Here is a 24,221-nt window from a genome sequence, read left to right on the forward strand (position 1 = left end):
GCACCGGACCCGAGCCACGCAAGGAGCCCCGGGATGTCCTTCGACCGCTCCCAGCCGTATCCCACCTACCCCTGGCAACCCCCCGAACCGCCACCCGAACCCGCCCCACGGCCCACCCGCCACCGCTCCCCGATCGGCCACCACAGCGACCTGCGGATCCTGCGCGGCGCCTACCGCCGACAGCGGCGCACCGCCACCTTCACCGCCCTCGGCTACTTCACTCTCTTCCTGGTGCTGTCGGCGTACGCCCCGTCCTTCATGGCGAGCGGCCTCACCGACGGCCTGCCCACCGGGCTGCTCCTCGCCCTGCTCCAACTGCCCGTCACCTGGCTCGCGATCGCCCTGTACGAGCACACCGCGCGCCGCTCCGTCGATCCGCTCGCCGACCGCATCCGCAAGCAGTCCGAAGTGGACGCCAGACGAGGGGCGGCGACCCGGTGACCGGCTTCAGCGACTCCGCGCAGGCGATGAGCCTGGTGGCGTTCTCCGCCGTCGCCACCCTCACCCTGCTGCTGTGCGTGATGACCGGTCCGGACGGCGACGACCTCGACGAGTTCTACACCGGCTTCAGCTCGCTCTCCCCCGTGCGCAACGGCCTCGCCATCGCGGGCGACTACATCTCCGCCGCGACCGTCCTCGGGACCGGCGGGGTCATCGCGCTCTTCGGCTACGACGGTGTCGTCCTCGCCCTCAGCACCGCCCTGTCGCTGATGCTGCTGATGTTCCTGCTGGCCGAACCCCTGCGCAACGCGGGCCGGTTCACCATGGGCGACGCCTTCGCGCGCCGGATGCCGGGACGCCCCGTACGGATCGCCGCGTGCCTGGTCACCCTCGCCGCGCTGCTGCCGCTGATGCTGGTGCAGCTCGCCGGGGCCGGCCAACTGCTGGCGTTCATCCTGGGGTTCGACGGCGACTCGCTGAAGACCGGGTTCATCATCGGGCTCGGCATGCTGATGATCAGCTACGCGGCCATCGGCGGCATGAAGGGCACCGCCCTCATCCAGATCCTGAAGATGGTCATGCTGCTCGGGTCGGGGGCCGTGGTCGCTGCCCTTGTCATGAACCGCTTCTCCTGGGACCCGGGGGCACTGTTCGACACGGCGGCCCGGCAGAGCGGGGTCGGGCAGGACTTCCTCAACTCGGGGCTGGAGTTCGCGGGCGGCCCGTACCCGCGCCTCGACATGATCACCTCGCAGCTGGCGGTCGTCATCGGCGGGGCGTGTCTGCCGCACGTCACCATGCGCATGTACACCGCCAACAGCGCGCGTCAGGTACGGCGTTCGATGTCCTGGGCGGTCTCGTCGGTGGCCGTGTTCGTCCTGGTCATCACGGTCGTCGGGGTCGGCGCGACGGCGATGATCGGGCGGACGGTGATCGCGGAGGCGGACCCGCAGGGCAACACGGCGTACCTGCTGGGATCGCGGGCGGCGTTCGGCCCGGAGGTGTCCACCGGAGAGACGTTTCTCTTCACCGCGGTCACCACGGCGCTCTTCCTCACCCTGCTGGCCTCCGTCGCCGGCATGATCCTCGCCTGCGCGAACTCCCTCGCGCACGACGTGTTCGCGACGCGGGCGCGGTCGATGTCACCGCGCCGGGAGATCCTGGTGGCCCGCGTCTCGGCGCTGGCGGTCGGCGTCCCCACGATCCTCCTCGCGACGCTGATCCAGCACCGCAGCCTCCAGCCGCTGGTGATCCTGTCCTTCTGCGTCGGCGCGTCCGCCCTCGCGCCCGCCCTGGTGTTCAGCCTCTTCTGGCGCCGCTACACCCGGACCGGGCTGCTGTGCACGCTGCTCGGCGGCACGGCCACGGTCCTCGCGCTGATGCCGGGCACCAACCTCGTCTCCGGCTCCCCCGTGTCCGCGTTCCCCGAAGCCGACTTCAACTGGCTCCCGTTCACGACGACCGGGCTCATCTCGATCCCGGCGGGCTTCGCCCTCGGCTGGCTGGGGACGGTCGTCTCCGGGCGCCGGAAGGCGGAGGAACAGCGGGGCCAGTACGAGGCGGTGGAGGGGTGGATCCTGGCGGGGGCGGTACGGAAGGGGTCTTAGGAGGCCGTCGACGACTGCGGCGGTCCGGTGGTTCCTCGCGCCCCTGGAGTGGGTTCGGCGAAACTCCTTCAGGGGCGCGGGGAACTGCGCGACCAGCCGCCCCCACTCACCCGCAGCCGTACGACGGCCCGAGGCACCCGTCACTCCATCGCCGCCCTCCCCGTCAGCGCCGTCAGGCTGCTGCGCACCTGGTCCATCTGTGCCTGTACGTCGTCCCAGCGCGCCGCGTGCTCGCGGAGGACCCGTTCCGTCTCCCCGGCGATGCGCTCCTCCTCGGCGCGCGCCTGCGCGAGGATCTCGGCCGCACGCGCGTGTGCCTCCTCCTCGCTCTGCCGCACCGCCTCCTCCGCCGCCGCGAACTCCCGTTTCGCCTCCGACAGCGACTCCTCCGCCCGCGCCACCCGTTCGGCGTCCCGCGCGTCCCCTCCGGCCGCCCGCCGCTCCTCGGCGCGCTCCACCTCGGCCCACCGTTCCGCGTGCTCCTTGGCCTGTTCGGCGAGCATCCCGATGGTGCGCTGCCGTACCTCGCGCAACGCGGCAAGCGCCTCCCCGCGCCCCTCCTTCACCTCGCGCCGGGCGGCGACCCGGATCTCGTCGGCTTCCGCGCGGGCGGCGAGCAGCCGGTGGCGGGCGCGTTCCTCGGCCTCGGAGCGCACGGAGTCGGCGTGCGCCTGCGCGGCATCCCGTACGGCGTCCGCGTGCGCCCGCGCCTCGTCCACGAGCCGCCGCGCCTCCTGCCGGGCGCGCTCCCTGACGGCCCCGGCCTCCTCCTGCCCCAGCTCGAAGAGCCGGCGCGCGCCCTCGCCGAGCGCCTCGTACGTCTGCGGGGCCAGCTCCGCCACGACCTCCCGCAGCCGGACCGCCTCCGCCGCCATGTCCTTGGCGAGCACGGTGAGCCGGGCGGCGCGTTCCCACGCGGCGTCGCGGTCGCGGGACAGGGCGGCGGCGAACGCGTCGACCTGTTCGGGGCGGTAGCCGCGCCCCCGTACGGCCATGAACCCCTGGGGCGACACCGGTGCGCTGCTCATCCTGGAACCCTCTCCGCCGAAACAACCCGAACGCACACAAAATGATGATTTCGCGCACATCTTGATGTATCGGACGGAAATGTTCATAACGCGACACTCCGCGGACAGGTCACGGCGGTCGGCGCGCCCACGCGAGAGGGCCGGACCCGGTCATACGACCCGGTCCGGCCCTCTGCACGCGCGCGTGGATCAGCGGCTGCGCGGCCTCACAGCAGCCCGTCCCACATCTCCTCCAGCAGCACCGACCACCAGCTCTCCGGCGAACTCAGCGCCGCCGGATCGAGCGAGGCCAGCTGGGCCTGGAAGTCGACGGTCCAGCGGCCGGCCTGCTCCTGGTTCAGGCCGAAGCGCAGCCGCCACATCCGGCCGAGCAGCGCCAGACAGCGCTGGAACTCCGGCAGACCGGTGTTCACGAACTGCGGCGGCACGGGCGCGCCGCCCGGGCCCGCCTCCACGGGTACGGCGACGATGTTCGCCGTCCCGTACTGCACACAGACCGCCTTGCCGAAGTCGCTGCCCATGACGAGGTACGACCCCGCGTCGGAGGCCGGCCGCACCCCGCGCTCGGCGGCGAGTTCCGCCAGCGTCGGCACCGGGCGGCCCGGCTGGGCCTGCGCCCAGAAGAACGGGCCCATGTCCAACGGCAGTCCCGCCACCACGAGCGAGTGCGCGACGACCGGCGGCACGCCCTGACGGTCCACCGCGATCTGCTCGAACCGGAACATGCCCGGACCGAACGTCGCCGCGAGTTCCTGGGCGACGCCCTCCGGGGGGACCGGGGGCGCGGCCTGGACCGGCGGCAGGGGGGCCCGCACCGGTGCCGGGCGGGCGGGGCCGTCCGCCACCTGGTGCAACTCGCCCTGGTGGGCCAGCAGTTGCCGCATGCCCTGCTGACGGCTGGCGTGGTCGGTGCCGTAGGGGGCGATGCTGGTGATCCGGGCCTGCGGCCACTGCTCCCGGATCATCCGCGCGCAGTACGCGCCCGGCAGCTCGCACGACTCCAACTCGGTGTGCAGCTCCAGCACCTGGTCCGGCGGCACGTTCATACCGCGCAGCTCGTGGAAGATCTGCCACTCCGGATGCGGCGTCCCCGGCGCGGAACGCCGGATCACCTGCTGCTCCGACCCGTCCTGCGCGCGGTACCGCAACACGGCCTGATACCCGGGACCGACGGTGGGCTGCGACTGCTGGGGGTAACCGTACGCCGCGGCCTGCCCGGGGGGTGCGGGGACGGCACCGGGCGGTGCTACGGCCCCTGGAGGCGGGGGCGACGCAGACACGCCGGCGGCACCCGGGGCACCGGGCGGCGGCGTGGACAACACGGTCTCGGCATGATGCACGGCCCCACGCGCACCGCCAGGAACACCGGGGGCGCCGGGGGGCTGCGGTGCGGCGGGGGTACCGGAGGGGTGCGGCGCGCCGGGGGCACCGGGAGGTGGGGGCGAGCCGGGGGTGCCGGGAGGCGGAGGCGGACCGGGGGTGCCGGGAGGCGGAGGCGAGCCGGGAGTGCCGGGAGGCGGAGGCGGACCGGGGGTGCCAGGCGCACCGGGCGCGCTTGAGGTACCCGCTCCACCGGGGAATCCCGGTCCTTCGGGAGCGCCCGGAGCACCGGGAGTGCCTGGGGCATTGGGGAACGCGGGGCCACCGGCCGCGTTCGGTGCTGCCGGGGCATGGGGGAACGCCGGTCCACCAGGCGCGTTCGGCGCACCGGCCGCGCCAGGAGCACCCGGGAACGCCGGACTACCGGAGGCGTTCGGAGCGCCGGGGAACTCGGACCCGCCCGGCGCACCCGGCCCACCGGGGGCACCAGGCCCACCGGCAGCACTCGGACCACCGGGGGCGCCAGGGAACGCCGGACCACCGGCAGCACCCGGGCCACCTGGGGCACCAGGGAACGCCGGACCACCGGAGGCGTTCGGAGCAGCGGGGAACTCGGCTCCGCCCGCACCACCGGAAACCCCCGGACCACCGGGAGCACCCGGAAACGCCGGACCACCAGAGGTGTTCGGAGCAGCGGGAAACCCGGAGCCGCCCGGCGCACCCGGACCACCGGCAGTACCCGGACCACCAGGGGCGTGCGGAGCCGCCGGAGCGTCAGGAGATCCCGGACCGCCAGGCGCACCCGGCGCACTGGGACCCGGCCCTCCCGGCGCACCGGGAGCACCCGGGAACGCCGGTGCTGGCGATCCACCCGGAACTCCGGGGAATCCCTGTGCCCCCGGCGGAGGCGGCGGCGTGGGTCCCGTGCCGGGGCCCGAGCCCGAGGGGGCCTCGACGCCCGGTGCCGACACGAACTGGGTGGGCACGTACCCGCCGCTTGCAGGGGGCGCGCTCCCCGGCTGCGCACCGGGCACACCCGGCGGAGGCGGCGGAGTCGCGCCGCCGCCCTGCGCACCACGCCCCGGAGGCGCCAACTTGCTGGTCGCGAGATCGGCGATGTCCCCCGCACTCGGCGCGGGCGCCGGAGCACCAGGAGCTCCCGGCGGCTGACCCGCCCCGGCCCCACCCCCGGCCCCCTGCGGGTACCCGTACGAGGACGCCCCGGGCGAAGCCGGAGGCGCACCCGGAGTCTGCGGAGAGCCGTAAGCCTGCCCGCTCGCCGCCGGCGTACCCGGCCCACCGGACCCGCCCGCTCCTTGCGGATACCCGTACGAAGACGCCCCGGGCGAAGCGGCAGGCACACCACCGGCCCCCGCGTTCGCCTCCCCGCTCGGCGCAGGCGTACCAGGTGCCCCGGCCCCGCCCGCCCCCTGCGGATACCCATACGAAGACGCACCAGAAGTAGACGGAGGAGGCGAAACACCCACCCCCGACCCACCCGAAGCAGGCGCACCGGGCCCACCCACCGTCTGCGGATACCCGTACCCCGCCCCACCGGACCCGCCACTCACCGCGTCCGAGACCTCCGGCGCAGACGGAACCGCGTCCTCGACCTCGTTCCCCGGCGACGAGAACACCGTGTCCGGCAACGCCACGGACAGGTCCTCACCCCCGTTGGTGTCGGTCCCGGTCCACGGCCGCGCCCCGGCAGCCGCCCCCGCGCCCGCCGAAGAACCGGACCCGGCAGCCACCCCCGCGCCCCCGGCAGAACCGGACCCGGCCCCGGCCCCCGCACCAACCCCGGAGTCGCCGTCCCCCCGCCCCCCGATCCCCAACTTGTCCGCCGCGTCCTGCAACCACTCCGGCGGAGTCAGCAGGAACGACGTCTGGTTCAGGTCCACCCGAGCCGGCGGCGTCGGTGCCGCGTCGGTCGGGCCGGAGTCCCGGCCGTACTCCTCCTCGTAGCGCCGGATCACCTCACCCACCGGCAGCGCGGGCCACAGCGTGGCCTCCCCGCTGTCCCGGGCGATCACCAGCCGCTGCGCACCCCCGTCGGAACGCGGCCCGTCCGCCCGGTCCTCGGCCCACACCACGAACCCGAGGTCGAACTCCCGCACCCGCACCTCACGGTGCTGGTACGCCGGCACATCCCCGTTGATCCACTCTTCCGCGCGCTCCTGCGCCTGCGCGAACGTCACCATCGCTGAAGCTCACTCCCCCGACACGGAAGAAGACACGGGAACGGCACGGGCGAACCCGCCGTCCACCATCAGGTTCGCCACCGTCTCCAACTCCGGCGGATTACCGGCCAGTCGGGACAGGAACACGTCGAAGTCCGCACCGCAGGGCAGCAGCAGCCGCCGTACCCGCTCGGCCGGCGGCAGCGAGGGATCGGCGTCGCGGGCGTCGTCGTAGGCGCAGAACCAGACCGAACCGATCTCCTCGCCCTTCACCTTCACGGCCAGCAGTCCGCCCTGGACGAAGCCGACGCCGAGGTAGTCCTTGGTGAGGTGGTCGCGCAGGCACTTGTTGACGTAGACGAGGTCGTTGACCGCCGCCTCGTCCCGCACGGTGAAGAACGGCTGGTCCACCAGCAGCCCCAACTCCGCGTCCAGCGCCGCCCCCACCGGCGCGGACCCGCCCGCCGCCTTCAGGAACGACCGGTACGCGCCCGGCAGCCGGTAGCCGAGGTCCTCCTCGACCCCCAGCACCTGCGACTCGGTCACCGCCACCGACGACTTCGGCAGCCCGAAGTGCGCCGGACGGGTCTCCTGGAGCGGCCGGGTGCCGCGCTTGTTCTGGTCGACGCGCGTCGTCGCGATCCCGCCGTGGTGCCGCAGCAGCGCCTTGACCTCCACCGGGACCAGTTCGAGGCGGCGCGAGCCGACCACGTGGTGCCAGGTCCAGCCGTGCGGGGTCGCCACCGCCGGCACCGTGTCCCACAGGTCGTGACCGGTGGCCGCGAGCGCCGCGTTCGCCGACACGTAGTCCGTCAGCCGCAGTTCGTCGACCCCGAAGCCCTCCGGCGGCTCGGCGATCTCGGCGGCCGCGCGCGCGTAGGGCGAGAAGTCGGGGTAGCCGCGCTCGTCCACCCGCACCCCTCTGGGATGACGCGCGGCCCGGACCGGATCCGGGAAATGCACGACCTGCCCGGCATAGGCCGCGTTCGGCGGCGCGGCTTTCTGCCCGAGCCGACCTGTCGTCATCGCTGAAGCCCCCTGCGGCGCTCTGGTACGACGCACGGCGGCTCCCCCTGGCAAGGCGGGCCGTCACGCACCGTATCGACTGTCTCGTCCGTCTCCACGCGTCAACCGCGCGCATCGCGGCGACCACTTGGATCGCGGTGCGAACAGCCTATGCGGTACGACGACACCGGTCACCGGGCACCGGGCAGGGCCCCTCCGCTTCCGTGACCAGCCGTCACCCCGCCGTGACAGCGCGGTCGAACCCGGGCGTGTCGCGCCGCCCCAGCTTCCGCACCAGCCACGCCGTTTGGCAGTCTGTGACGTCCGGGGGGATGCCCGGGAGGGGATGATGATCATGAACACGACGCAGACGGGACCGCACACAGGGCCGTACGAGGGCGCCACGGCCGGCGCGAACGGCCACCCGCACACGGGTCTCGGCGGCGATCCCCGCATCGGCTGGAGCAGCGCCGAGAGACCTCACGCGCCCGCCCTCCACCACCGCCGCGACGGCATACTGCCCACCGTGGCCGCCGCCCTCTCCGTCCGCGGCGCCACGCTCACCTCGACGGCCGCCCGCGGCGACGAGCCGCCGCAACTGCACCCGCTCGTCCAGGACTTCCTCGACACCCTCGGCAGCGACCGGCGCGACCGCTTCACCGGGCGCTGCGCCGAGACCATGCTCATATCCCGGCACATCGCCGCCGCCGACGCCGCCCGCAGCAAGCGCGCCGCGCGCAAACCCATGACCAACGGCGAGGCCCGCCGCGCCCTCAAGCAGGCCAAGCTCACCGCCCGCCGCATCCGGGAGGACGGCGACCCGCTGCACGGCAGCTTCGCCGCCCCCTGCCGCGCCTGCACCGCCCTGAGCGCCCACTTCGGCGTACGCATCGTCGACCCGACGACGGACGGCGGCTGACGGTCCGGTCGTGGCGCAGGTCGACTGCAACTCCTCAGGGGCGTGGGGAACCGCGCGACCAGCCACGACGGACCTCGAGCCGCCCGACCACAGGACCCGGCACCCCACGGGCTGCACGACCAGCCACCACACACCCGCACAACGGCGCCCCCGCTCCCCGGCGCCCACCCATGACCTCGACGAACGCGAAGGGCAGATGCACCCCGACCGCACCAACAGCACCCGTTTCCCCGTCCCCGTCGACGCCGTCCTGCGCGCCGCCGGCTGGCTGCCCGGACGCTGGGACATAAAGCAGGCCGAGATCTGGGCCGACACCCTGCGCGAGCACACCTCACCGGCCGGACACCGGCACGCCGTGTTCCCCGCCGCGGTCGAGGCCTGGGCGGAGTTCGGCGGACTGCACCTGACCCCCACCGGCCCCGGCCGCCAGGTCGCCCCCGCCCACCTCCACCTCGACCCGCTGCACGGCCTCCACATGGCCCGCACCCTCGCCGACCTGGGCCGCGCGCTGGACACCGAGGTCTGCCCCCTCGGCGCCGAGACCGACACCCAGGCGCTGCTGGCCATCGACACCGAGGGCCGGGTCTACGCCCTCGACCACACCGGCGACTGGTACCTCGGCCCGGACATCGACCAGGCCCTGGCCGGCCTCCTCGCCGGCATCGAACCGGCCCGCCTCACCGCCGGCTGAGCCCGCGGCGGCCTCACGCCGCCGGAATCACCGCCGACACCCGGAATCCCCCCGCCTCCGTCGGCCCCGACACGAACACCCCGCCCAGCGCGGCGACCCGTTCCTTCATCCCCACCAGGCCGTTGCCCCCCGAGGGCAACCGGGCCGACGTGAGGGAGGACACCTCGGGCGGCGGTTCGTTCTCCACCTGCATCGCGATCTCCGACACCCGGTGCGCGAGACGTACGTGCGTCTTGGCGCCCGCCGCGTGCTTGTGGACGTTCGTCAACGCCTCCTGCACCACCCGGAACGCCGTCTGCTCGATCTGCGCGGGATACGACCGCACCTCTCCCTCCACCGAGAGGTCCACCGCCATCCCCGCCTCGGCCGACTGCCCGATCAACGCCTCCAGATCGTCCAGGCAGGGCCCGTCGGACTCGTCCACGGCCCGCGAGGCCGCCGCTGCCGCCGCCACGCCCACGGCGACGAGCGGAACCGCCGCCGACTCCTTGCGCCCGAACCCGTCCCCGCTGCGCAGCACGCCGAGCATCTCCCGCAGCTCGGTGAGCGCCTGGCGGCCCATGTCCCCCACCAGGACCGCGTTCTTGACGGCCTTCTCGGGATCCTTCCGGGCCACGGCCTGCAACGCGGCCGCGTGCACCACCATCAGGCTCACCCGGTGCGCGACGACGTCGTGCATCTCCCGGGCGATCCGCGTCCGCTCCTCGTTCCGCGCCCACTCCGCCCGCTCCTCGGCCCGCTCGGCGAGCAGCTGGAGCTCCCGCTCGAGGTCGTCGGCCCGCTCACGGAGACTCTCCATGAGCCGCCGCCGCGCCCCGACGTACAGCCCCAGCAGCAGGGGCGGGGCGGTCATCCCGATCGCGGTGGTGATCGACACGAACGGGACGAACCAGTCCCCGAGGTCCAGGTCGGCCCGACCCGGGTCCTGCCGCACCCGCACGAACATCACGATCAGCATGCCGACCAGGGACATCCCCGCCAGCGATCCGATGATCCGGCGCGGCAGCTCCGACGCGGCGAGCGTGTAGAGGCCGACGATGCCCATCAGGTAGCCCATCTGGGCGGGCGTGATCGCGATGCTCACCAGCACCACGGCGATCGGCCACTTCCGCCGGATGAGGAGCACCGATCCGGCCAGCACCCCGAACACGATCCCCGCGGCCATCGGGATCCCGGCGTCCTCCGCGAACCGGATCCCCTCGAACGCACACTCCACCGCGGACGCCGACGCCAGGCCCACGTCCAGCACCGCACTGCGCCACCTTGCCCACCACCACGGCCCCGTCTGAGCCGCGGTGGTGTCTTCCCCCGTCGTGGTCATGGCTCCAGACTACGTTCGCCGGTGCGAGGTTTTCCGGCGCATTTCGACGACTGGCCTACACCACAGCGAGTGACCGATCGACCACGAAACCGCCCGATATCCCTCGAACTGCCGAATCGCTCACCGTTCGAACCCGGAACCCCACATTCCACGAGCGCCGATCTGTACCGTCGCATCGAAGGCGCCTGGTACGGCATAGTAGGAGGCGCGCTCGGCGACTTGACTGAATGTCCGGTTCAGTCGAGATATTCCCCCGTGGTGTAATTGGCAGCACCGTGGCTTTTGGTGCCATTTGTCCGGGTTCGAGTCCTGGCGGGGGAGCCACAGCCTGTTCGGGCCCTGACAGCACTGTCAGGGCCCGCTCTCATGTCCCCCAGGAAACGCCCCGGTATCCTGCGGATGTCACCCCACCCCCTCCACAGCCGAAGGGCATCCCGTGAGCGCCATTCGCCCGGCAGCCGTCGTCGTTCTCGCAGCGGGTGAGGGCACCCGTATGAAGTCGGCCACACCCAAGGTCCTGCACGAGCTGTGCGGTCGCAGTCTCGTGGGCCATGTGCTCGCCGCGGCCCGTGAGTTGGAGCCCGAGCACCTCGTGGTGGTCGTGGGGCACGCCCGGGAGAAGGTCACCGCACATCTCGCCGGCACCGACGCCGACGTACGAACCGCCGTGCAGGCGCAGCAGAACGGCACCGGGCACGCCGTCCGGATGGCCCTGGAGGAGCTGGGCGGTTCCGTCGAGGGGACCGTCGTCGTGGTGTGCGGGGACACTCCGCTGCTGACCGGTGAGACCCTCAACACCCTTGCCGCCACGCACTCCTCGGACGGCAACGCGGTCACCGTGCTGAGCGCCGAGGTGCCGGACGCCACGGGGTACGGGCGGATCGTGCGGGACGCCGTCTCCGGTGCCGTGACCGAGATCGTCGAGCACAAGGACGCCTCCGAGGCGCAGCGGGCCATCCGGGAGATCAACTCCGGTGTGTTCGCCTTCGACGGCCAGTTGCTCGCCGACGCGCTCGGCAAGGTCCGCACCGACAACTCGCAGGGCGAGGAGTACCTGACGGACGTGCTCGGCATCCTGCGTGAGGCCGGGCACCGGGTCGGCGCCGCCGTCGCCGCCGACCACCGTGAGATCGCCGGGATCAACAACCGGGTGCAGCTCGCCGAGGCCCGCCGCATCCTCAACGACCGGCTGCTGACGCGCGCGATGCTCTCCGGTGTCACGGTGATCGACCCGGCCACCACCTGGGTCGACGTGAGCGTCACCTTCGGCCAGGACTCCGTCGTCCACCCGGGCACCCAGCTGCACGGCTCCACCCACATCGGCGAGGGCGCCGAGGTGGGCCCCAACAGCCGGCTCAAGGACACCGTCGTCGAGGCCGGGGCCCGGGTGGACAACACGGTGTCCGACGGCGCCCACATCGGGGCGGGCGCGATCGTCGGGCCGTACGCCTCGCTCCGTCCCGGTACCCGGCTGGGCGCGAAGGGCAAGATCGGCACCTTCGTGGAGACGAAGAACGCGAGCATCGGCGAGGGGACGAAGGTGCCGCACCTGTCCTATGTCGGTGACGCGACGATCGGTGAGTACTCCAACATCGGTGCCGCGAGCGTGTTCGTGAACTACGACGGACAGGACAAGCACCACACCACGGTCGGGTCGCACTGCCGCACGGGTTCGGACAACATGTTTGTGGCTCCTGTCACGGTCGGGGACGGCGCGTACACCGCGGCGGGGTCGGTGATCACGAAGGACGTGCCGCCCGGTTCGCTGGCCGTGGCCCGTGGCCAGCAGCGGAATATCGAGGGTTGGGTGGCCCGGAAGCGTCCGGGGAGCGCGGCGGCGAGGGCCGCGGAAGCGGCCTCTGGCCAGCGTGAGCGCGAGAGCTGACCGGAAACAGGTGCGCCGAAGTCGTCGTACCGTGATAAGTGCACACCCCGCTGAGACACCTCTGAGGAGACAGCTGTGACCGGGATCAAGACGACCGGCGAGAAGAAGATGATGTTCTTCTCCGGCCGCGCCCACCCCGAGCTTGCCGAGGAGGTCGCCCAGCAGCTGGGTGTCGGGGTCGTCCCGACGAAGGCCTTCGACTTCGCGAACGGCGAGATCTACGTCCGCTACCAGGAGTCGGCCCGTGGTGCGGACTGCTTCGTGATCCAGAGCCACACGGCTCCGATCAACCAGTGGATCATGGAGCAGCTCATCATGATCGACGCCCTGAAGCGCGCGTCGGCCCGCTCGATCACGGTGATCGTGCCGTTCTACGGTTACGCCCGCCAGGACAAGAAGCACCGCGGCCGTGAGCCGATCTCGGCGCGGCTGATCGCGGACCTGATGAAGACGGCCGGCGCCGACCGCATCCTGACCGTCGATCTGCACACCGACCAGATCCAGGGCTTCTTCGACGGTCCCGTGGACCACCTGTTCGCGCTGCCGCTGCTGGCGGACTACGTGGGGCAGAAGATCGACCGGGCGAAGCTGACGGTGGTCTCGCCGGACGCGGGCCGGGTGCGGGTCGCGGACCGCTGGTGCGACCGGCTGGGCGCGCCGCTGGCGATCGTGCACAAGCGGCGCGACAAGGACGTGGCGAACCAGGTGACCGTCCACGAGGTCGTGGGTGAGGTCAAGGGCCGGGTGTGCGTCCTGGTCGACGACATGATCGACACCGGTGGCACCATCTGCGCGGCCGCGGACGCGCTGTTCGCGCACGGTGCCGAGGACGTCATCGTGACGGCCACGCACGGTGTGCTGTCCGGCCCGGCCGCCGACCGGCTGAAGAACTCCCGGGTGAGCGAGTTCGTGTTCACGAACACCCTGCCGACGCCGGGTGAGCTGTCCCGGGACCTGGACAAGATCAAGGTGCTGTCGATCGCGCCGACGATCGCGAGCGCGGTGCGTGAGGTGTTCGAGGACGGGTCGGTGACCAGCCTCTTCGACGAGCAGTAAGCCGCAAAACGCTTCTGCATGATCGATTTTTCTGCGGCCTCCCCTGCCGAGTAGACTGCTCCAGTTGCTCGGCGAGGGAGGCCGTATCCATGGATACGGCGATCCGTTATCGACGCGCTCTTCGTAGCAGGCCGTTCGTGGCCGGGTGACCCTGTCCGTCTCTCACCCATACGAGGAGTGATCCGCATGTCCGAGGTCAAGATCTCCGCCGAGACCCGTTCCGAGTTCGGCAAGGGCGCCGCCCGCCGCATCCGCCGTGACTCCAAGGTTCCCGGTGTTCTCTACGGCCACGGTGGCGACCCGATCCACCTGACCCTCCCGGGCCACGAGCTGCTGCTCGCGCTGCGCACGTCGAACGTCCTGATCTCCCTGGACATCGACGGCAAGACCAACGAGCTGGCGATCCCGAAGTCCGTGCAGCGCGACCCGATCAAGGGCTTCCTGGAGCACGTCGACCTGCTGATCGTCAAGCGCGGCGAGAAGGTCACGGTCGAGATCCCGGTCCACACCGAGGGCGAGCTGGCCCCCGGCGGCAACCTCCTCGAGCACGTCCTGAACGCGCTGCCGGTCGAGGCCGAGGCCACCCACATCCCCGAGTCGGTCACCGTCTCCGTCGAGGGCCTGGAGGCCGGCGCCTCCGTCCTCGCCAAGGACATCAAGCTCCCGAACGGCACCACGCTGGCCGTCGAGGAGGACGCGGTCGTCCTCCAGGTGCTGGCCGCGCAGGCCGAGGAGTCCGAGGGCGAAGAGGCCGCGGGCGACGAGGTCGCCGAGGCCTGACCGGCGTTTCGGCCGCGGTGACCGTGCCGCCGCTTCCCCGGCGCCCGGCACCGCGGTTGTAGCCGTATACGCTCGCAGCCGCCGCCCCTGTTCAGGGGCGGCGGCTGCGGCATGTGCAGAGGAGAGATGGACGTGACTACCCCCGCCAACGCCCCGTGGCTGATCGTCGGCCTCGGCAACCCGGGACCCGAGTACGCGGGCAACCGGCACAACGTCGGCTTCATGGTGGCCGATCTGCTGGCCGAGCGGATCGGGGGCCGGTTCAAGCGGGCCGGGAAGGCGCAGGCGCAGGTCGTGGAGGGGCGGATCGGGCCACCCGGGCCGGCCAACCGGCGGGTGATCCTGGCCAAGCCGATGTCGTTCATGAACCTGTCCGGCGGACCGGTGAACGCGCTCAAGGACTTCTACAAGGTGCCGGTCGCGAACATCGTGGCGATCCATGACGAGCTCGACATCGACTACGGCGTGCTGCGCCTCAAGCTCGGCGGCGGGGACAACGGCCACAACGGGCTGAAGTCGATGACGAAGGCGTTCGGGGCGGAGTACCACCGGGTGCGGTTCGGGATCGGGCGCCCGCCGGGCCGTATGCAGGTGGCGGACTTCGTGCTGAAGGACTTCTCGTCGAGCGAGCGCAAGGAGCTGGACTACTTCGTGGACCGGGCGGCCGACTCGGTGGAGGCGCTGGTGACCGAGGGGCTCGAGCGCGCGCAGAGCACGTACAACTCCTAGCCCGTCCTGGCCCGCATTGACTTCCGGCAATTCCATGGCCAATGATCCCGGCCATGCCTGCCACCGCCGCCGCCTCCCGTTCAGCCGCCCGCCAGGCCTCGACCGCCGCACTGCGGTTCGGGCGGCTCGCGTCGATGGGGGCGGTCACGGTGCTGATCCTGGTCGCGGGGGTGTGGGCGTCCTGGGGCAGCGCGCAGTACGTGATGCTGACGAAGGGGCGCGAGCGCGGCACGATCGAGGTGGCGCGCTGCTCGCGGGACGTGTGCAGCGGGCCGTACACGCCGTTGTCGCACGGGTCCGAGGCGCGGGACCGGGTCGACATCGAGAAGTCGGTGGCGGTGCGCAAGGGCCGGACCTACTCGGTCGTGGTGAAGCCCGGCAGCGACGACGTCGTACGGTCGGGGCCCGCCGGAGTGCTCTATTCCTGGGTGCCGATGGGCGGGGCGCTGCTGCTCGCGTCGGTGGTCGTGGCGGGCGGTCTGCGCCGGACGCGGTTCGCGTGGGTGCTGGCGGGATCCGGGATCGCGCTGCTCACGACCGCTTTCGTGACCATCTGACAGCTTTCGCCGTTCTCCGCTTCTGTGGAGCATGTGACTGTTGTCGGTTTGTGATTGACCAGAGGTCAGTGATGGCTGGATGCTAAGCCGCCCCCTCCACATCTTCCCGTTCACTCTCGAAGATGGATGACTGCCCCATGCGTACCCTCAGCCGCGCCGGTGTTCTGTCCGCCGTCGCCACGGCGGCCTTCCTCGTCGCCCCGGCCGCCCACGCCACTGTGCCCGGTGACAACGGCACCGTGAAGATCCACGACGCCACCACCGGCGAAGAGCTCCGCAAGAACGAGCCGCACGTCTGCACCTTCTATCTGGACGCCTTCGGCTTCGACTCGGTCCAGGAGGTCGACTGGCACATCGAGGCCTGGGCGCCGACGGCCGACGTCAAGGGCGAGACCGTGAAGTCCGGCGAGATCACGCTGGACTCCGACGGTCACGGCCGTACGGACGACCTGTCCCTGCCCGACGGCCACTACAAGCTGTTCTGGAACTTCGAGGGTGAGAAGGGCGCCGCCAAGCACAAGGTGTTCTGGACGGACTGCGAGGACGAGCAGGGCGGTGGCGGCGGTACGGCCACGCCCACCGGGTCGGCCACCCCCACGCCGTCCGGCTCGTCCACCACCGAGCCGAGCGACGGCCCGAGCACCGGGCCGAGCGCCGAGCCCAGCGAGTCCACCGAGGCCGGGGCCTCCGCGTCGGCCTCCTCCTCCGCCTCCGCGCAGGGCTCGACCGGTGACCTCGCCGAGACCGGCAGCAGCGCTCCCGTGGGCCTGCTCGCGGGCGTCTCCGCCGCGCTGCTGGCGGCCGGCGGCTACCTCGTGGTCAGGCGGCGCCGGGCCTGACGTACGACATGACAGTGCCCCCGGGGACGAACCCCGGGGGCACTGTCGTGTCCGGACTCAGCCGGTGTTGCGCAGGCCCGCCGCCACACCGTTGACGGTGAGCAGCAGGGCGCGGGACAGCAGCGGGTCGGGCTCTTCGCCCGCGGCGGCCGCGTCGCGCTGGCGCTTGAGGAGGGTCACCTGGAGGTAGGAGATCGGGTCCAGGTAGGCGTCGCGGATGGCGAAGGTCTGCTTGAGGACGGGCTGGGCGTCGAGGAGTTCGGCCTCGCCGGTGACGCGCAGGACCTCGCGGACGGTGAGTTCGTGCTCGGCCTCGATGTCGGCGAAGACGTGCTGGAGCTCGGCGGGTACGAGGGTCTCGACGTAGTGGCGGGCGATGCGCAGGTCGGTCTTCGCGAGGGTCATCTCGACGTTGGAGATGAAGTTCCGGAAGAAGTGCCACTGTTCGTGCATCTCGTCGAGCACGGTGTCGAGCCCGGCCTCGCGCAGCGCCTTGAGGCCCGAGCCGACGCCGAACCAGCCGGGGACGATCTGCCGGGACTGGGTCCAGCCGAACACCCACGGGATGGCGCGCAGCCCGTCGAGGGAGACGCCCGAGCCGGGGCGCCGGGAGGGCCGGGAGCCGAGGTGCAGGTCGGCGAGCTGGTCCACCGGCGTCGAGGCGAGGAAGTAGTTCGGCAGGTCCGGGTCCTCGACGAGCCTGCGGTAGGCCGCGTGGGCGGCGTCGCTCACCACGTCCATCGCCGCGTCCCAGCGGGCCAGCGCCTCGTCGGACTGGCGCGGGGCGGTGTGCAGGGCGGACGCCTGGAGGGTGGCCGCGACCGTCAGCTCCAGGTTCTCCCGGGCCAGCGACGGCACGAGGTACTTGTCGGAGATGACCTCGCCCTGCTCGGTCACCTTGATCTCGCCCTCCAGGGTGCCCCAGGGCTGGGCGAGGATCGCGTCGTGCGAGGGGCCGCCGCCGCGGCCGACGGTGCCGCCGCGGCCGTGGAAGAGGCGCAGCCGTACGCCGTAGCGGTGCGCCACGTCACGCAGCCGGCGCTGGGCGCGGTGGATCTCCCACTGCGAGGTGGTGATGCCGCCGAACTTGGAGGAGTCCGAGTAGCCGAGCATGACCTCCTGCACATCGCCGCGCAGGGCCACGAGCCTGCGGTACGACGGGTCGGAGAGCATGTCCTCCAGGATGGTGTCGGCGGCCTTGAGCTCGTCGGTGGTCTCCAGGAGCGGCACGATGCCGATCTTCGCCCACCCGGCGTGCAGGTCCAGCAGTCCCGCCTCGCGGGCCAGGACCGCGGCGGCGAAGACGTCGTCGGCGCCCTGGCACATCGAGATGATGTACGACTCGATGACCTCGGGTCCGAAGACCTCCAGGGCCCGCTTGACGGTCTGGAAGACGCCGAGGGTCTTCTCGCCGGCCGCGTCCACGGGCGCCGGCGTGGGCGCCAGTGGCCTGCGGGAGCGCAGCTCCTTCGCGAGCAGCTTGGCCCGGTACTCGCGGGGCATGTCGACGTACCGCCAGGACTCCTCGCCGAGCCGGTCGAAGAGCTGGCCGAGGGCGTGGTGGTGGGCGTCGGCGTGCTCGCGGACGTCCATGGTGGCGAGCTGGAGGCCGAAGGCGGCCAGGGTGCGGATGGTGCGGTCCATCCGGCCGTCCGCGAAGAGCCCGCCCCGGTGCTCGCGCAGCGAGGTCTGGATCAGGGTGAGGTCCTGGAGCAGTTCGCTGGTGCCGAGGTAGTCGCGGCCGTCCTCGTGCGGGATGCCCTTGGCCAGGCGGGTCTTGGTGTTCTCCAGCTTCTGCCGGATGCAGGTGGCCTTGAGGCGGTACGGCTCCTCGGCGTTCAGCCGCTTGTAGCGGGGGCTGATCTCGGGGAGGCGCTCCAGGTCGGTCTTGAGGGACTCCAGGAGTTCCTCGGTGGCGCCGGTGTAGCGGATGGAGTTCGACAGGAAGCCGCGCAGCTCGTCGATGAGCTCCAGGGCGTCGTTGATGCCGTGCTCGTGCTGGAGGATCAGGACGTCCCAGGTGACCTGCGGGGTGACGTTGGGGTTGCCGTCGCGGTCGCCGCCGATCCAGGTGCCGAAGGTGAGGGGGCGGGTGGCGTCGGGGATTCTGACGCCGACGCGCTCCAGTTCCGCCGTCAGGTCCTCCAGGACGTCACCCACGGCACCGGCGTGCAGCTCGTCGAGGTAGTAGATGGCGTTGCGGGCCTCGTCGGCCGGCTCGGGGCGTACGACCCGCAGCTCGTCGGTCTGCCAGACCAGGTCGATGTTCTCGGCCAGACGGGTGTCGTAGCGGCGCCGGTCCGACTCGATGACCGGCGTCTCCAGCAGGGCGGCGATCCGGCGGAGCTTGTTCAGCACCGAGCGCCGGGCGGCCTCCGTCGGATGGGCCGTGAAGACCGGGCGGACGTTGAGGTTGGCGACCGTCTGGCGCAGGTGCTCGGGGTCGGCGTCCTTGAGGCGGTCGGCGGTACGGGCGAGGAGACCGCCCTCGGCGGCACGGCGGGCGCGCAGCTCACGGCCGCGGTGCACCTGCTCGGTGACGTTGGCCAGGTGGAAGTAGGTGGAGAAGGCGCGCACCAGCTTGGCGGCGGTCTCCAGTTCGGTGCCGCGCAGCAGCTCGGCGGCGGCCTCGCCGTCCTCACGGGTGAGGCGGCGCACCTTCTCGACCAGGTCCAGCAGCTCGGGGCCCTCCTGGCGGACGAGGGTCTCGCCCAGGAGATCGCCCAGCCGGCGGATGTCCGCGCGCAGCTCACTGCTGGTCGACGTGGCGCTCGTAGTCAGGTCGTCGGCACTGCTCACAGGTGCGGCTCCTTGCAGTGTTGAAGCTCGTCCGGGAGGGGAACCCGGAGTGCGGTCGAGCGGCAGCCGCCGCATACGGGCCGGACATCCGGGAAGAAATCAGAGCGGACCGCGCTGTCCGACCGACTCCAAGGATAGGTGTCCATGCGGACGCGCAGACGTTTGGGCTCTTGCCGTGAGACGGCGACGCACTGCCATACTTACGTCGCCGTAGGTTACGGAACCGTAGGGTCCGCTGTAACGGAACCCGGGAAGGATTGCCGCAGCCCGGCACCTGTCTCAACCCTCGAAACCCCACAGGGGACGCCCCATGACCACGAGCTCCGATGTGCTCGATGACGCCCCGAAGGCGAACGACGGCCCGACACCGCCCTCCGCGACGCTGGGTGGTGAGCAGAAGCGTTCGATCGAACAGATCACGCTGCTCCTGTTCATCACCGTGCCCTTCCTCGCGCTGCTCGCGGCGGTGCCGCTGGCGTGGGGCTGGGGTGTGAGCTGGCTGGACCTCGGCCTTCTGGTCTTCTTCTACTACCTCGGCTGCCACGGCATCACGATCGGCTTCCACCGCTACTTCACCCACGGCTCCTTCAAGGCCAAGCGGCCGCTCAGGATCGCGCTGGCGATCATGGGGTCGATGGCGGTCGAGGGGCCGCTGGTGCGCTGGGTGGCCGACCACCGCAAGCACCACAAGTTCTCCGACGCCGAGGGCGACCCCCACTCGCCGTGGCGGTTCGGCGAGACGCTCCCGGCGCTGATCAAGGGTCTGTGGTGGGCCCACATCGGCTGGATGTTCGACGAGGAGCAGACGCCGCAGGACAAGTACGCGCCGGACCTGATCAAGGACCCGGCGATCCGGGCGATCTCCCGGCAGTTCATCTTCTGGACGATGCTCTCCCTCGCCCTGCCCGCCGTGATCGGCGGCCTGGTGACGATGTCCTGGTGGGGGGCGTTCACGGGCTTCTTCTGGGGCTCCCTGGTCCGCGTCTGCCTGCTCCACCACGTGACCTGGTCGATCAACTCGATCTGCCACGCGGTCGGCAAGCGGCCCTTCAAGTCACGGGACCGCTCGGGCAACGTGTGGTGGCTGGCGGTGCTGTCCTGCGGTGAGTCCTGGCACAACCTGCACCACGCCGACCCGACCTCGGCGCGGCACGGGGTGATGCGGGGGCAGGTGGACTCCTCGGCGCGGATCATCCGCTGGTTCGAGATGGCCGGGTGGGCGTACGACGTGCGCTGGCCGTCACGCTCGCGTATCGATTCCCGCCGGAACACGGACCGGGACGGCTCCCGGAGCAAGAAGGAGACCGCCGAGGCGGCATGATGGACGCCGTGGCGACCGACTCCAGCAGTACCCCGAGCAACGAGGCGAAGCCGCGGCGTGCCCGGCGCACCCGGATGACGGGTGCCGAGCGCCGCGCCCAGCTCCTGGAGATCGGTCGCACGCTGTTCGCCGCGAAGGGCTTCGAGGGCACGTCGGTCGAGGAGATCGCGGCGAAGGCGGGCGTCTCCAAGCCGGTGGTGTACGAGCACTTCGGCGGCAAGGAGGGGCTGTACGCGGTGGTGGTGGACCGCGAGATGCGGCGCCTGCTGGACATGGTGACCAGCTCCCTGACCGCGGGCCACCCCCGCGAACTGTGCGAACAGGCGGCCTTCGCCCTCCTCGACTACATCGAGGAGTACACGGACGGCTTCCGCATCCTGGTCCGCGACTCCCCGATCCCCCAGTCCACGGGGTCCTTCGCCTCGCTGATCTCCGACATCGCCACGCAGGTCGAGGACATCCTGGGCCGCGAGTTCAAGAGCCGCGGCTTCGACCCGAAACTGGCCCCCCTGTACGCCCAGGCCCTGGTCGGCATGGTCGCCCTGACGGGCCAGTGGTGGCTGGACGTCCGCCGCCCGAAGAAGGCGGAGGTAGCAGCCCACCTGGTCAACCTGGCCTGGCACGGCCTGGACGGCCTGGAGGCGAAACCGCATTTGATCGGGCGCCGGAAGAGCTGACCGGGGCCACTGGGTGGCTCAGGGCGCCCCCTGGGACGTATCCCCGCCGAGTGGCGCTGAGACGTCATCGGCCCGTACGACGGCCCGTGCACCCCGAGGGTGCACGGGCCGTCCGTCTGCGTACCGTCAGTGCTTGAAGGTGTCCTTCGCCTTCTCCTTGGCCTGGCGCGCGTCCCCCTTGGACTGTGCCATGCGGCCCTCGGCCTCCATGCGCTCGTTGCCGACCGCGCGGCCCACGGCCTCCTTGGCCTTGCCCTTGGCCTGTTCCTTCTTGGCCTTGGCCTTCTGGTCTCCTGCCACCGTTCTCACTCCCAGCGATGAACGACTCGGCTGTCATCACTGCGGGTGACCCGCCCGGCCGTGATCAAACCAGGAACTCCAGGCGGTTGCCGACCGGGTCCGACGAGTAGAACCGCCGGCGTCCCGGCAGCCTCTCGTCCCACTCCACCCTCACCCCGCCCGCCTCCAGCCGGGCCGCGTACGCCGCGATGTCCGTGACCCGCAGGCCCGGGTGGGCCTTCCTGGCCGGGCGGAAGGCCTCCTCGATGCCCAGGTGGAGTTCCACGGCCCCCGCCCGGAACCAGCATCCGCCCCGGGCCGCGAGCAGCGGCGGCTTGGGGATCTCGGTCATGCCGAGGACGTCGGCGTAGAAGGCGCGCAGCAGGTCCTCGGCGCCGGGCGGTGCCGCGAGCTGGACATGGTCCACGGTGGTGAGCATCAGTGCTCCTTGCGGGCCACCGCGAAGATGCGGCGGAACGGGAACGGGGTGCCGTGCGGGCCCGTCGGGTAGGCCTCGCGCAGGGCCGTGCGGTACGCCTCCAGGAACTCCGACCTGGCCCCGGGGTCGTCGGCCAGCGCGGCCAGGACCGGTCGCAGGCCCGTCCCCTTCACCCAGTCCAGGACCGGGTCCTCCCCCTGGAGGAGGTGCACGTAGGTGGTCTCCCATGCGTCCGTCTCGCAGCCCAGGTCGGCCAGCACCGCCAGATACGCCTCGGGCGTGCGCACGGCGTCCTCGTGGCGCAGGGTCTCCGCGAGGCCGGCCGACTCCGCGAGTTCACGCATCAGGCGGTGGCTCGGGGAGCCGAAGTTGCCGGGCACCTGGAAGGCAAAGGCGCCGCCCGGGGCGAGCCCGGCGATCCACTCGGCGAACCGCTCCACGTGCCCCGGCACCCACTGGAGCGTGGCATTGCTGATGATCAGGTCGTACGGCTGTGCGGGCGCCCAGGTGCGCACGTCAGCGTGGGCGAAGTCCAGGCTCCCGCCACCGGCGGTGGGGCCGGCGTACTCGACCCGCGCCTTGTCGAGCATCTCGGCGGAGTTGTCGTAGCCGGTGATCCGGGCCGTGGGCCAGCGGGCGGCGAGCAGCGTGGTCACGTTGCCGGGTCCGCAGCCGAGGTCGGCGATCAGGGGCGCCTCGCCCGGCAGGTCCGGGACCCGGGCGAGGAGGTCGGCGAAGGGGCGCGCGCGGTGGTCGGCGTGCCGGAGGTACTGAGCGGGGTCCCAAGTCGTCATGGGACCCACTCTCCCCGCAGATTTATCTTGATGTCAAGAGACTTCACATCAAGAGACTTCACGTCGACACAACCACTACACTGATCGTCATGGAGGACGAGGTCGATCGGCTGGTCGCTGCGTGGCGCCGGGAGCGCCCTGACCTCGACGTGGAACCGCTCGAGGTGCTCAGCCGGGTGAGCAGACTGGCCCGGCACCTGGACCGGGCGCGCCGGCTGGCCTTCGCCGAGCACAGCCTGGAGCCCTGGGAGTTCGACGTGCTGACCGCGCTCCGGCGCGCGGGGACGCCGTACCAGCTCTCCCCGGGGCAGCTGCTGACGCAGACCCTGGTCACCTCGGGCACCATGACCAACCGCATCGACCGGCTGGCCAAGAAGGGCCTGGTGGAGCGGTTGCCGGACCCCAGCGACCGGCGCGGTGTGCTGGTCCGGCTCACGGAGGACGGCAAGGACCGCGCGGACCAGGCCCTCGCCGGTCTGCTGGAACAGGAACGCGCGATCCTCGCCGAGCTCTCCCGCGCCCAGCGCGGCGAACTGGCAGGACTGCTACGCCAGTTGACCGCCCCGTTCGACAACATCCCCGGCTAGGCGCTCCACTGGCAGGGCCGTTACCGCGGCCCTTACGGCATCGCTCCGCTACGCCAGTTGACCGCCCCGCTCGACGACGTCCCCGGCCAGGTCGACGGGTCCGACGCCGGCGCGACGGGCGAGCGCTACGGCGGCCAGGGTGGAGTGGACGCCCAGTTTGCCGAGGACGTTCTGCATATGGGTGCGGACCGTGTGCGGGGAGAGGAACAGCCGCTCGGCGACCGCCTTGCGGCCCAGCCCGGCCACCATGCAGCGCAGCACCTCGCGCTCGCGCGGGGTGAGGGACTCCACCAGCCGCTCGCTCTCGGTGCGGTGCTTGCGGGCGGCGGTGAGCTCCCGCAGTACGCCCGTGAGCAGGGCGGGCGGGAGGTGGGTCTCGTCGCGCAGCACGCCTCGTATGACCGTGAGCAGCCGGGACAGCGAACAGTCCTTGGCGACCCAGCCCGAGGCGCCGGCCTGGAGGGCGAGCGCGGCCCGGCGCGGATCGTCCTTCTCGGCGAGCACGACGATCCGGACCGCCGGCTGCGCCGTACGGACCCCGGCGACCAGCGAGATGCCGTCGACCAGACCGTCCTCGTTGCCGTCCTGCACGGAGACGGCGGGCCTGATGCCCTGGACGTTGCCGCCCAGGTCGGCGTCGACGAGCAGTACGTCGAACCGGCGGCCCTCGGCGGCCGCGCGCTCCAGTGAGCGCAGCGCGGCGGGACCGCTGCCGGCCGCGGAGACCTCCACGTCGGGCTCGGCCGCCAGCGCGGCGGCGAGCGACTCGGCGAAGATGCGATGGTCGTCGACGACCAGGACTCGGATGCGAACCACGTAACCCCCTTCCCCAAGCTCTCGAAGAGCAGGGGATACCCCGTCGCCATCATGGGAGGACGACTCGGGAGACGACACCGCCGCGGGTACGACGCCCGAAGCACGATGGCCGCACGGCCGCCGCCGCGCAAGAACTGCTACCCCCACTTCG

The 24,221-nt window shown here is 71.8% G+C and carries 22 protein-coding genes, 1 tRNA gene and 1 pseudogene; 14 read left to right on the top strand and 10 right to left on the bottom strand.

The window, feature by feature from the left end; all coding sequences use genetic code 11:
• Positions 1 to 33 precede the first annotated feature (33 nt).
• Entirely contained in the window at positions 34 to 441 is a 408-nt protein-coding gene (locus AC2XR2_RS18570; RefSeq protein ID WP_381303879.1) for a DUF485 domain-containing protein, read from the top strand.
• Positions 438 to 2,048: a sodium/solute symporter gene (locus tag AC2XR2_RS18575; RefSeq protein ID WP_491515701.1), complete on the top strand. Its 1,611-nt coding sequence runs from the start codon at positions 438 to 440 to the stop codon at positions 2,046 to 2,048. The genes AC2XR2_RS18570 and AC2XR2_RS18575 overlap by 4 nt, the downstream gene beginning before the upstream one ends.
• A 140-nt stretch (positions 2,049 to 2,188) precedes the next feature.
• Here AC2XR2_RS18575 and AC2XR2_RS18580 read toward each other — a convergent pair whose 3' ends face one another.
• The 4 genes and pseudogenes from AC2XR2_RS18580 to AC2XR2_RS18595 all read right to left on the bottom strand — a co-directional run bounded on the left by AC2XR2_RS18580 (position 2,189) and on the right by AC2XR2_RS18595 (position 7,602).
• Positions 2,189 to 3,076 (bottom strand): cellulose-binding protein, encoded by an 888-nt coding sequence (locus AC2XR2_RS18580; protein ID WP_491515702.1) that lies wholly within the window; start codon positions 3,074 to 3,076, stop codon positions 2,189 to 2,191.
• A gap of 206 nt (positions 3,077 to 3,282) precedes the next feature.
• Complete coding sequence (locus tag AC2XR2_RS18585; RefSeq protein ID WP_491518464.1) at positions 3,283 to 5,757, bottom strand: SUKH-4 family immunity protein; 2,475 nt, start codon at positions 5,755 to 5,757, stop codon at positions 3,283 to 3,285.
• 642 nt (positions 5,758 to 6,399) lie between these two features.
• A pseudogene (locus AC2XR2_RS18590) lies at positions 6,400 to 6,597 on the bottom strand (SUKH-4 family immunity protein); the annotation flags it as partial.
• A 9-nt stretch (positions 6,598 to 6,606) separates the two neighbouring features.
• On the bottom strand, positions 6,607 to 7,602 hold the full coding sequence (locus AC2XR2_RS18595) for an SMI1/KNR4 family protein (RefSeq protein WP_330266422.1): 996 nt from the start codon (positions 7,600 to 7,602) through the stop codon (positions 6,607 to 6,609).
• A 325-nt stretch (positions 7,603 to 7,927) separates the two neighbouring features.
• Between AC2XR2_RS18595 and AC2XR2_RS18600 the strand changes: the two genes are divergently transcribed.
• Together AC2XR2_RS18600 and AC2XR2_RS18605 are read left to right on the top strand one after the other, a co-directional pair.
• On the top strand, positions 7,928 to 8,500 hold the full coding sequence (locus tag AC2XR2_RS18600) for a YwqJ-related putative deaminase (RefSeq protein ID WP_330266421.1): 573 nt from the start codon (positions 7,928 to 7,930) through the stop codon (positions 8,498 to 8,500).
• 196 nt (positions 8,501 to 8,696) lie between these two features.
• Positions 8,697 to 9,191, top strand: a complete 495-nt coding sequence (locus tag AC2XR2_RS18605) for an SUKH-3 domain-containing protein (RefSeq protein ID WP_381303888.1) — start codon at positions 8,697 to 8,699, stop codon at positions 9,189 to 9,191.
• 13 nt (positions 9,192 to 9,204) lie between these two features.
• On the opposite strand, the gene AC2XR2_RS18610 is transcribed toward AC2XR2_RS18605, so the two are convergent.
• Positions 9,205 to 10,512, bottom strand: a complete 1,308-nt coding sequence (locus AC2XR2_RS18610; protein ID WP_330266419.1) for a sensor histidine kinase — start codon at positions 10,510 to 10,512, stop codon at positions 9,205 to 9,207.
• A gap of 249 nt (positions 10,513 to 10,761) precedes the next feature.
• Here AC2XR2_RS18610 and AC2XR2_RS18615 point away from each other — a divergent pair.
• From AC2XR2_RS18615 to AC2XR2_RS18645, 7 genes are all read left to right on the top strand, one after another.
• Positions 10,762 to 10,836: transfer RNA gene (locus tag AC2XR2_RS18615), tRNA-Gln, on the top strand.
• A 112-nt stretch (positions 10,837 to 10,948) separates the two neighbouring features.
• Positions 10,949 to 12,397 (top strand): bifunctional UDP-N-acetylglucosamine diphosphorylase/glucosamine-1-phosphate N-acetyltransferase GlmU, encoded by a 1,449-nt coding sequence (gene glmU / locus AC2XR2_RS18620; RefSeq protein WP_491515703.1) that lies wholly within the window; start codon positions 10,949 to 10,951, stop codon positions 12,395 to 12,397.
• 75 nt (positions 12,398 to 12,472) lie between these two features.
• Entirely contained in the window at positions 12,473 to 13,453 is a 981-nt protein-coding gene (locus AC2XR2_RS18625; protein ID WP_123761265.1) for a ribose-phosphate diphosphokinase, read from the top strand.
• 186 nt (positions 13,454 to 13,639) lie between these two features.
• The gene (locus AC2XR2_RS18630) at positions 13,640 to 14,233 is read left to right on the top strand and encodes a 50S ribosomal protein L25/general stress protein Ctc (protein ID WP_381303894.1); all 594 of its coding nucleotides are present in this window, start codon (positions 13,640 to 13,642) and stop codon (positions 14,231 to 14,233) included.
• A gap of 126 nt (positions 14,234 to 14,359) precedes the next feature.
• Positions 14,360 to 14,962, top strand: a complete 603-nt coding sequence (pth, locus tag AC2XR2_RS18635) for an aminoacyl-tRNA hydrolase (protein ID WP_381300718.1) — start codon at positions 14,360 to 14,362, stop codon at positions 14,960 to 14,962.
• 41 nt (positions 14,963 to 15,003) lie between these two features.
• Complete coding sequence (locus AC2XR2_RS18640; RefSeq protein ID WP_491515704.1) at positions 15,004 to 15,519, top strand: hypothetical protein; 516 nt, start codon at positions 15,004 to 15,006, stop codon at positions 15,517 to 15,519.
• A 137-nt stretch (positions 15,520 to 15,656) separates the two neighbouring features.
• The gene (locus AC2XR2_RS18645) at positions 15,657 to 16,358 is read left to right on the top strand and encodes an LAVTG motif-containing sortase-dependent surface protein (protein ID WP_449350846.1); all 702 of its coding nucleotides are present in this window, start codon (positions 15,657 to 15,659) and stop codon (positions 16,356 to 16,358) included.
• A gap of 57 nt (positions 16,359 to 16,415) precedes the next feature.
• On the opposite strand, the gene ppc is transcribed toward AC2XR2_RS18645, so the two are convergent.
• Entirely contained in the window at positions 16,416 to 19,157 is a 2,742-nt protein-coding gene (gene ppc, locus AC2XR2_RS18650) for a phosphoenolpyruvate carboxylase (RefSeq protein WP_381300716.1), read from the bottom strand.
• A gap of 310 nt (positions 19,158 to 19,467) precedes the next feature.
• On the opposite strand from ppc, the gene AC2XR2_RS18655 reads away from it, so the two are divergent.
• On the top strand, positions 19,468 to 20,478 hold the full coding sequence (locus AC2XR2_RS18655; protein ID WP_449350848.1) for an acyl-CoA desaturase: 1,011 nt from the start codon (positions 19,468 to 19,470) through the stop codon (positions 20,476 to 20,478).
• Positions 20,475 to 21,155 carry a TetR family transcriptional regulator gene (locus AC2XR2_RS18660; RefSeq protein WP_123761272.1) on the top strand — a complete coding sequence of 227 codons (681 nt, stop codon included), beginning with the start codon at positions 20,475 to 20,477 and terminating at the stop codon, positions 21,153 to 21,155. Before AC2XR2_RS18655 ends, AC2XR2_RS18660 begins: the two co-directional genes overlap by 4 nt.
• A gap of 126 nt (positions 21,156 to 21,281) precedes the next feature.
• Here the strand turns inward: AC2XR2_RS18660 and AC2XR2_RS18665 are convergent, their stop codons facing one another.
• From AC2XR2_RS18665 to AC2XR2_RS18675, 3 genes are all read right to left on the bottom strand, one after another.
• The gene (locus AC2XR2_RS18665; protein ID WP_330266410.1) at positions 21,282 to 21,455 is read right to left on the bottom strand and encodes a CsbD family protein; all 174 of its coding nucleotides are present in this window, start codon (positions 21,453 to 21,455) and stop codon (positions 21,282 to 21,284) included.
• 64 nt (positions 21,456 to 21,519) lie between these two features.
• On the bottom strand, positions 21,520 to 21,873 hold the full coding sequence (locus tag AC2XR2_RS18670) for a VOC family protein (RefSeq protein WP_491515705.1): 354 nt from the start codon (positions 21,871 to 21,873) through the stop codon (positions 21,520 to 21,522).
• Complete coding sequence (locus tag AC2XR2_RS18675; RefSeq protein WP_491515706.1) at positions 21,873 to 22,667, bottom strand: trans-aconitate 2-methyltransferase; 795 nt, start codon at positions 22,665 to 22,667, stop codon at positions 21,873 to 21,875. Before AC2XR2_RS18675 ends, AC2XR2_RS18670 begins: the two co-directional genes overlap by 1 nt.
• A gap of 89 nt (positions 22,668 to 22,756) precedes the next feature.
• Between AC2XR2_RS18675 and AC2XR2_RS18680 the strand changes: the two genes are divergently transcribed.
• Entirely contained in the window at positions 22,757 to 23,254 is a 498-nt protein-coding gene (locus AC2XR2_RS18680; RefSeq protein ID WP_007382615.1) for a MarR family winged helix-turn-helix transcriptional regulator, read from the top strand.
• A gap of 48 nt (positions 23,255 to 23,302) precedes the next feature.
• On the opposite strand, the gene AC2XR2_RS18685 is transcribed toward AC2XR2_RS18680, so the two are convergent.
• Positions 23,303 to 24,070: a LuxR C-terminal-related transcriptional regulator gene (locus AC2XR2_RS18685; RefSeq protein ID WP_123761277.1), complete on the bottom strand. Its 768-nt coding sequence runs from the start codon at positions 24,068 to 24,070 to the stop codon at positions 23,303 to 23,305.
• Positions 24,071 to 24,221: the final 151 nt, after the last annotated feature.

Source organism: Streptomyces sp. LS-MS-L19 (genome assembly GCF_058382285.1).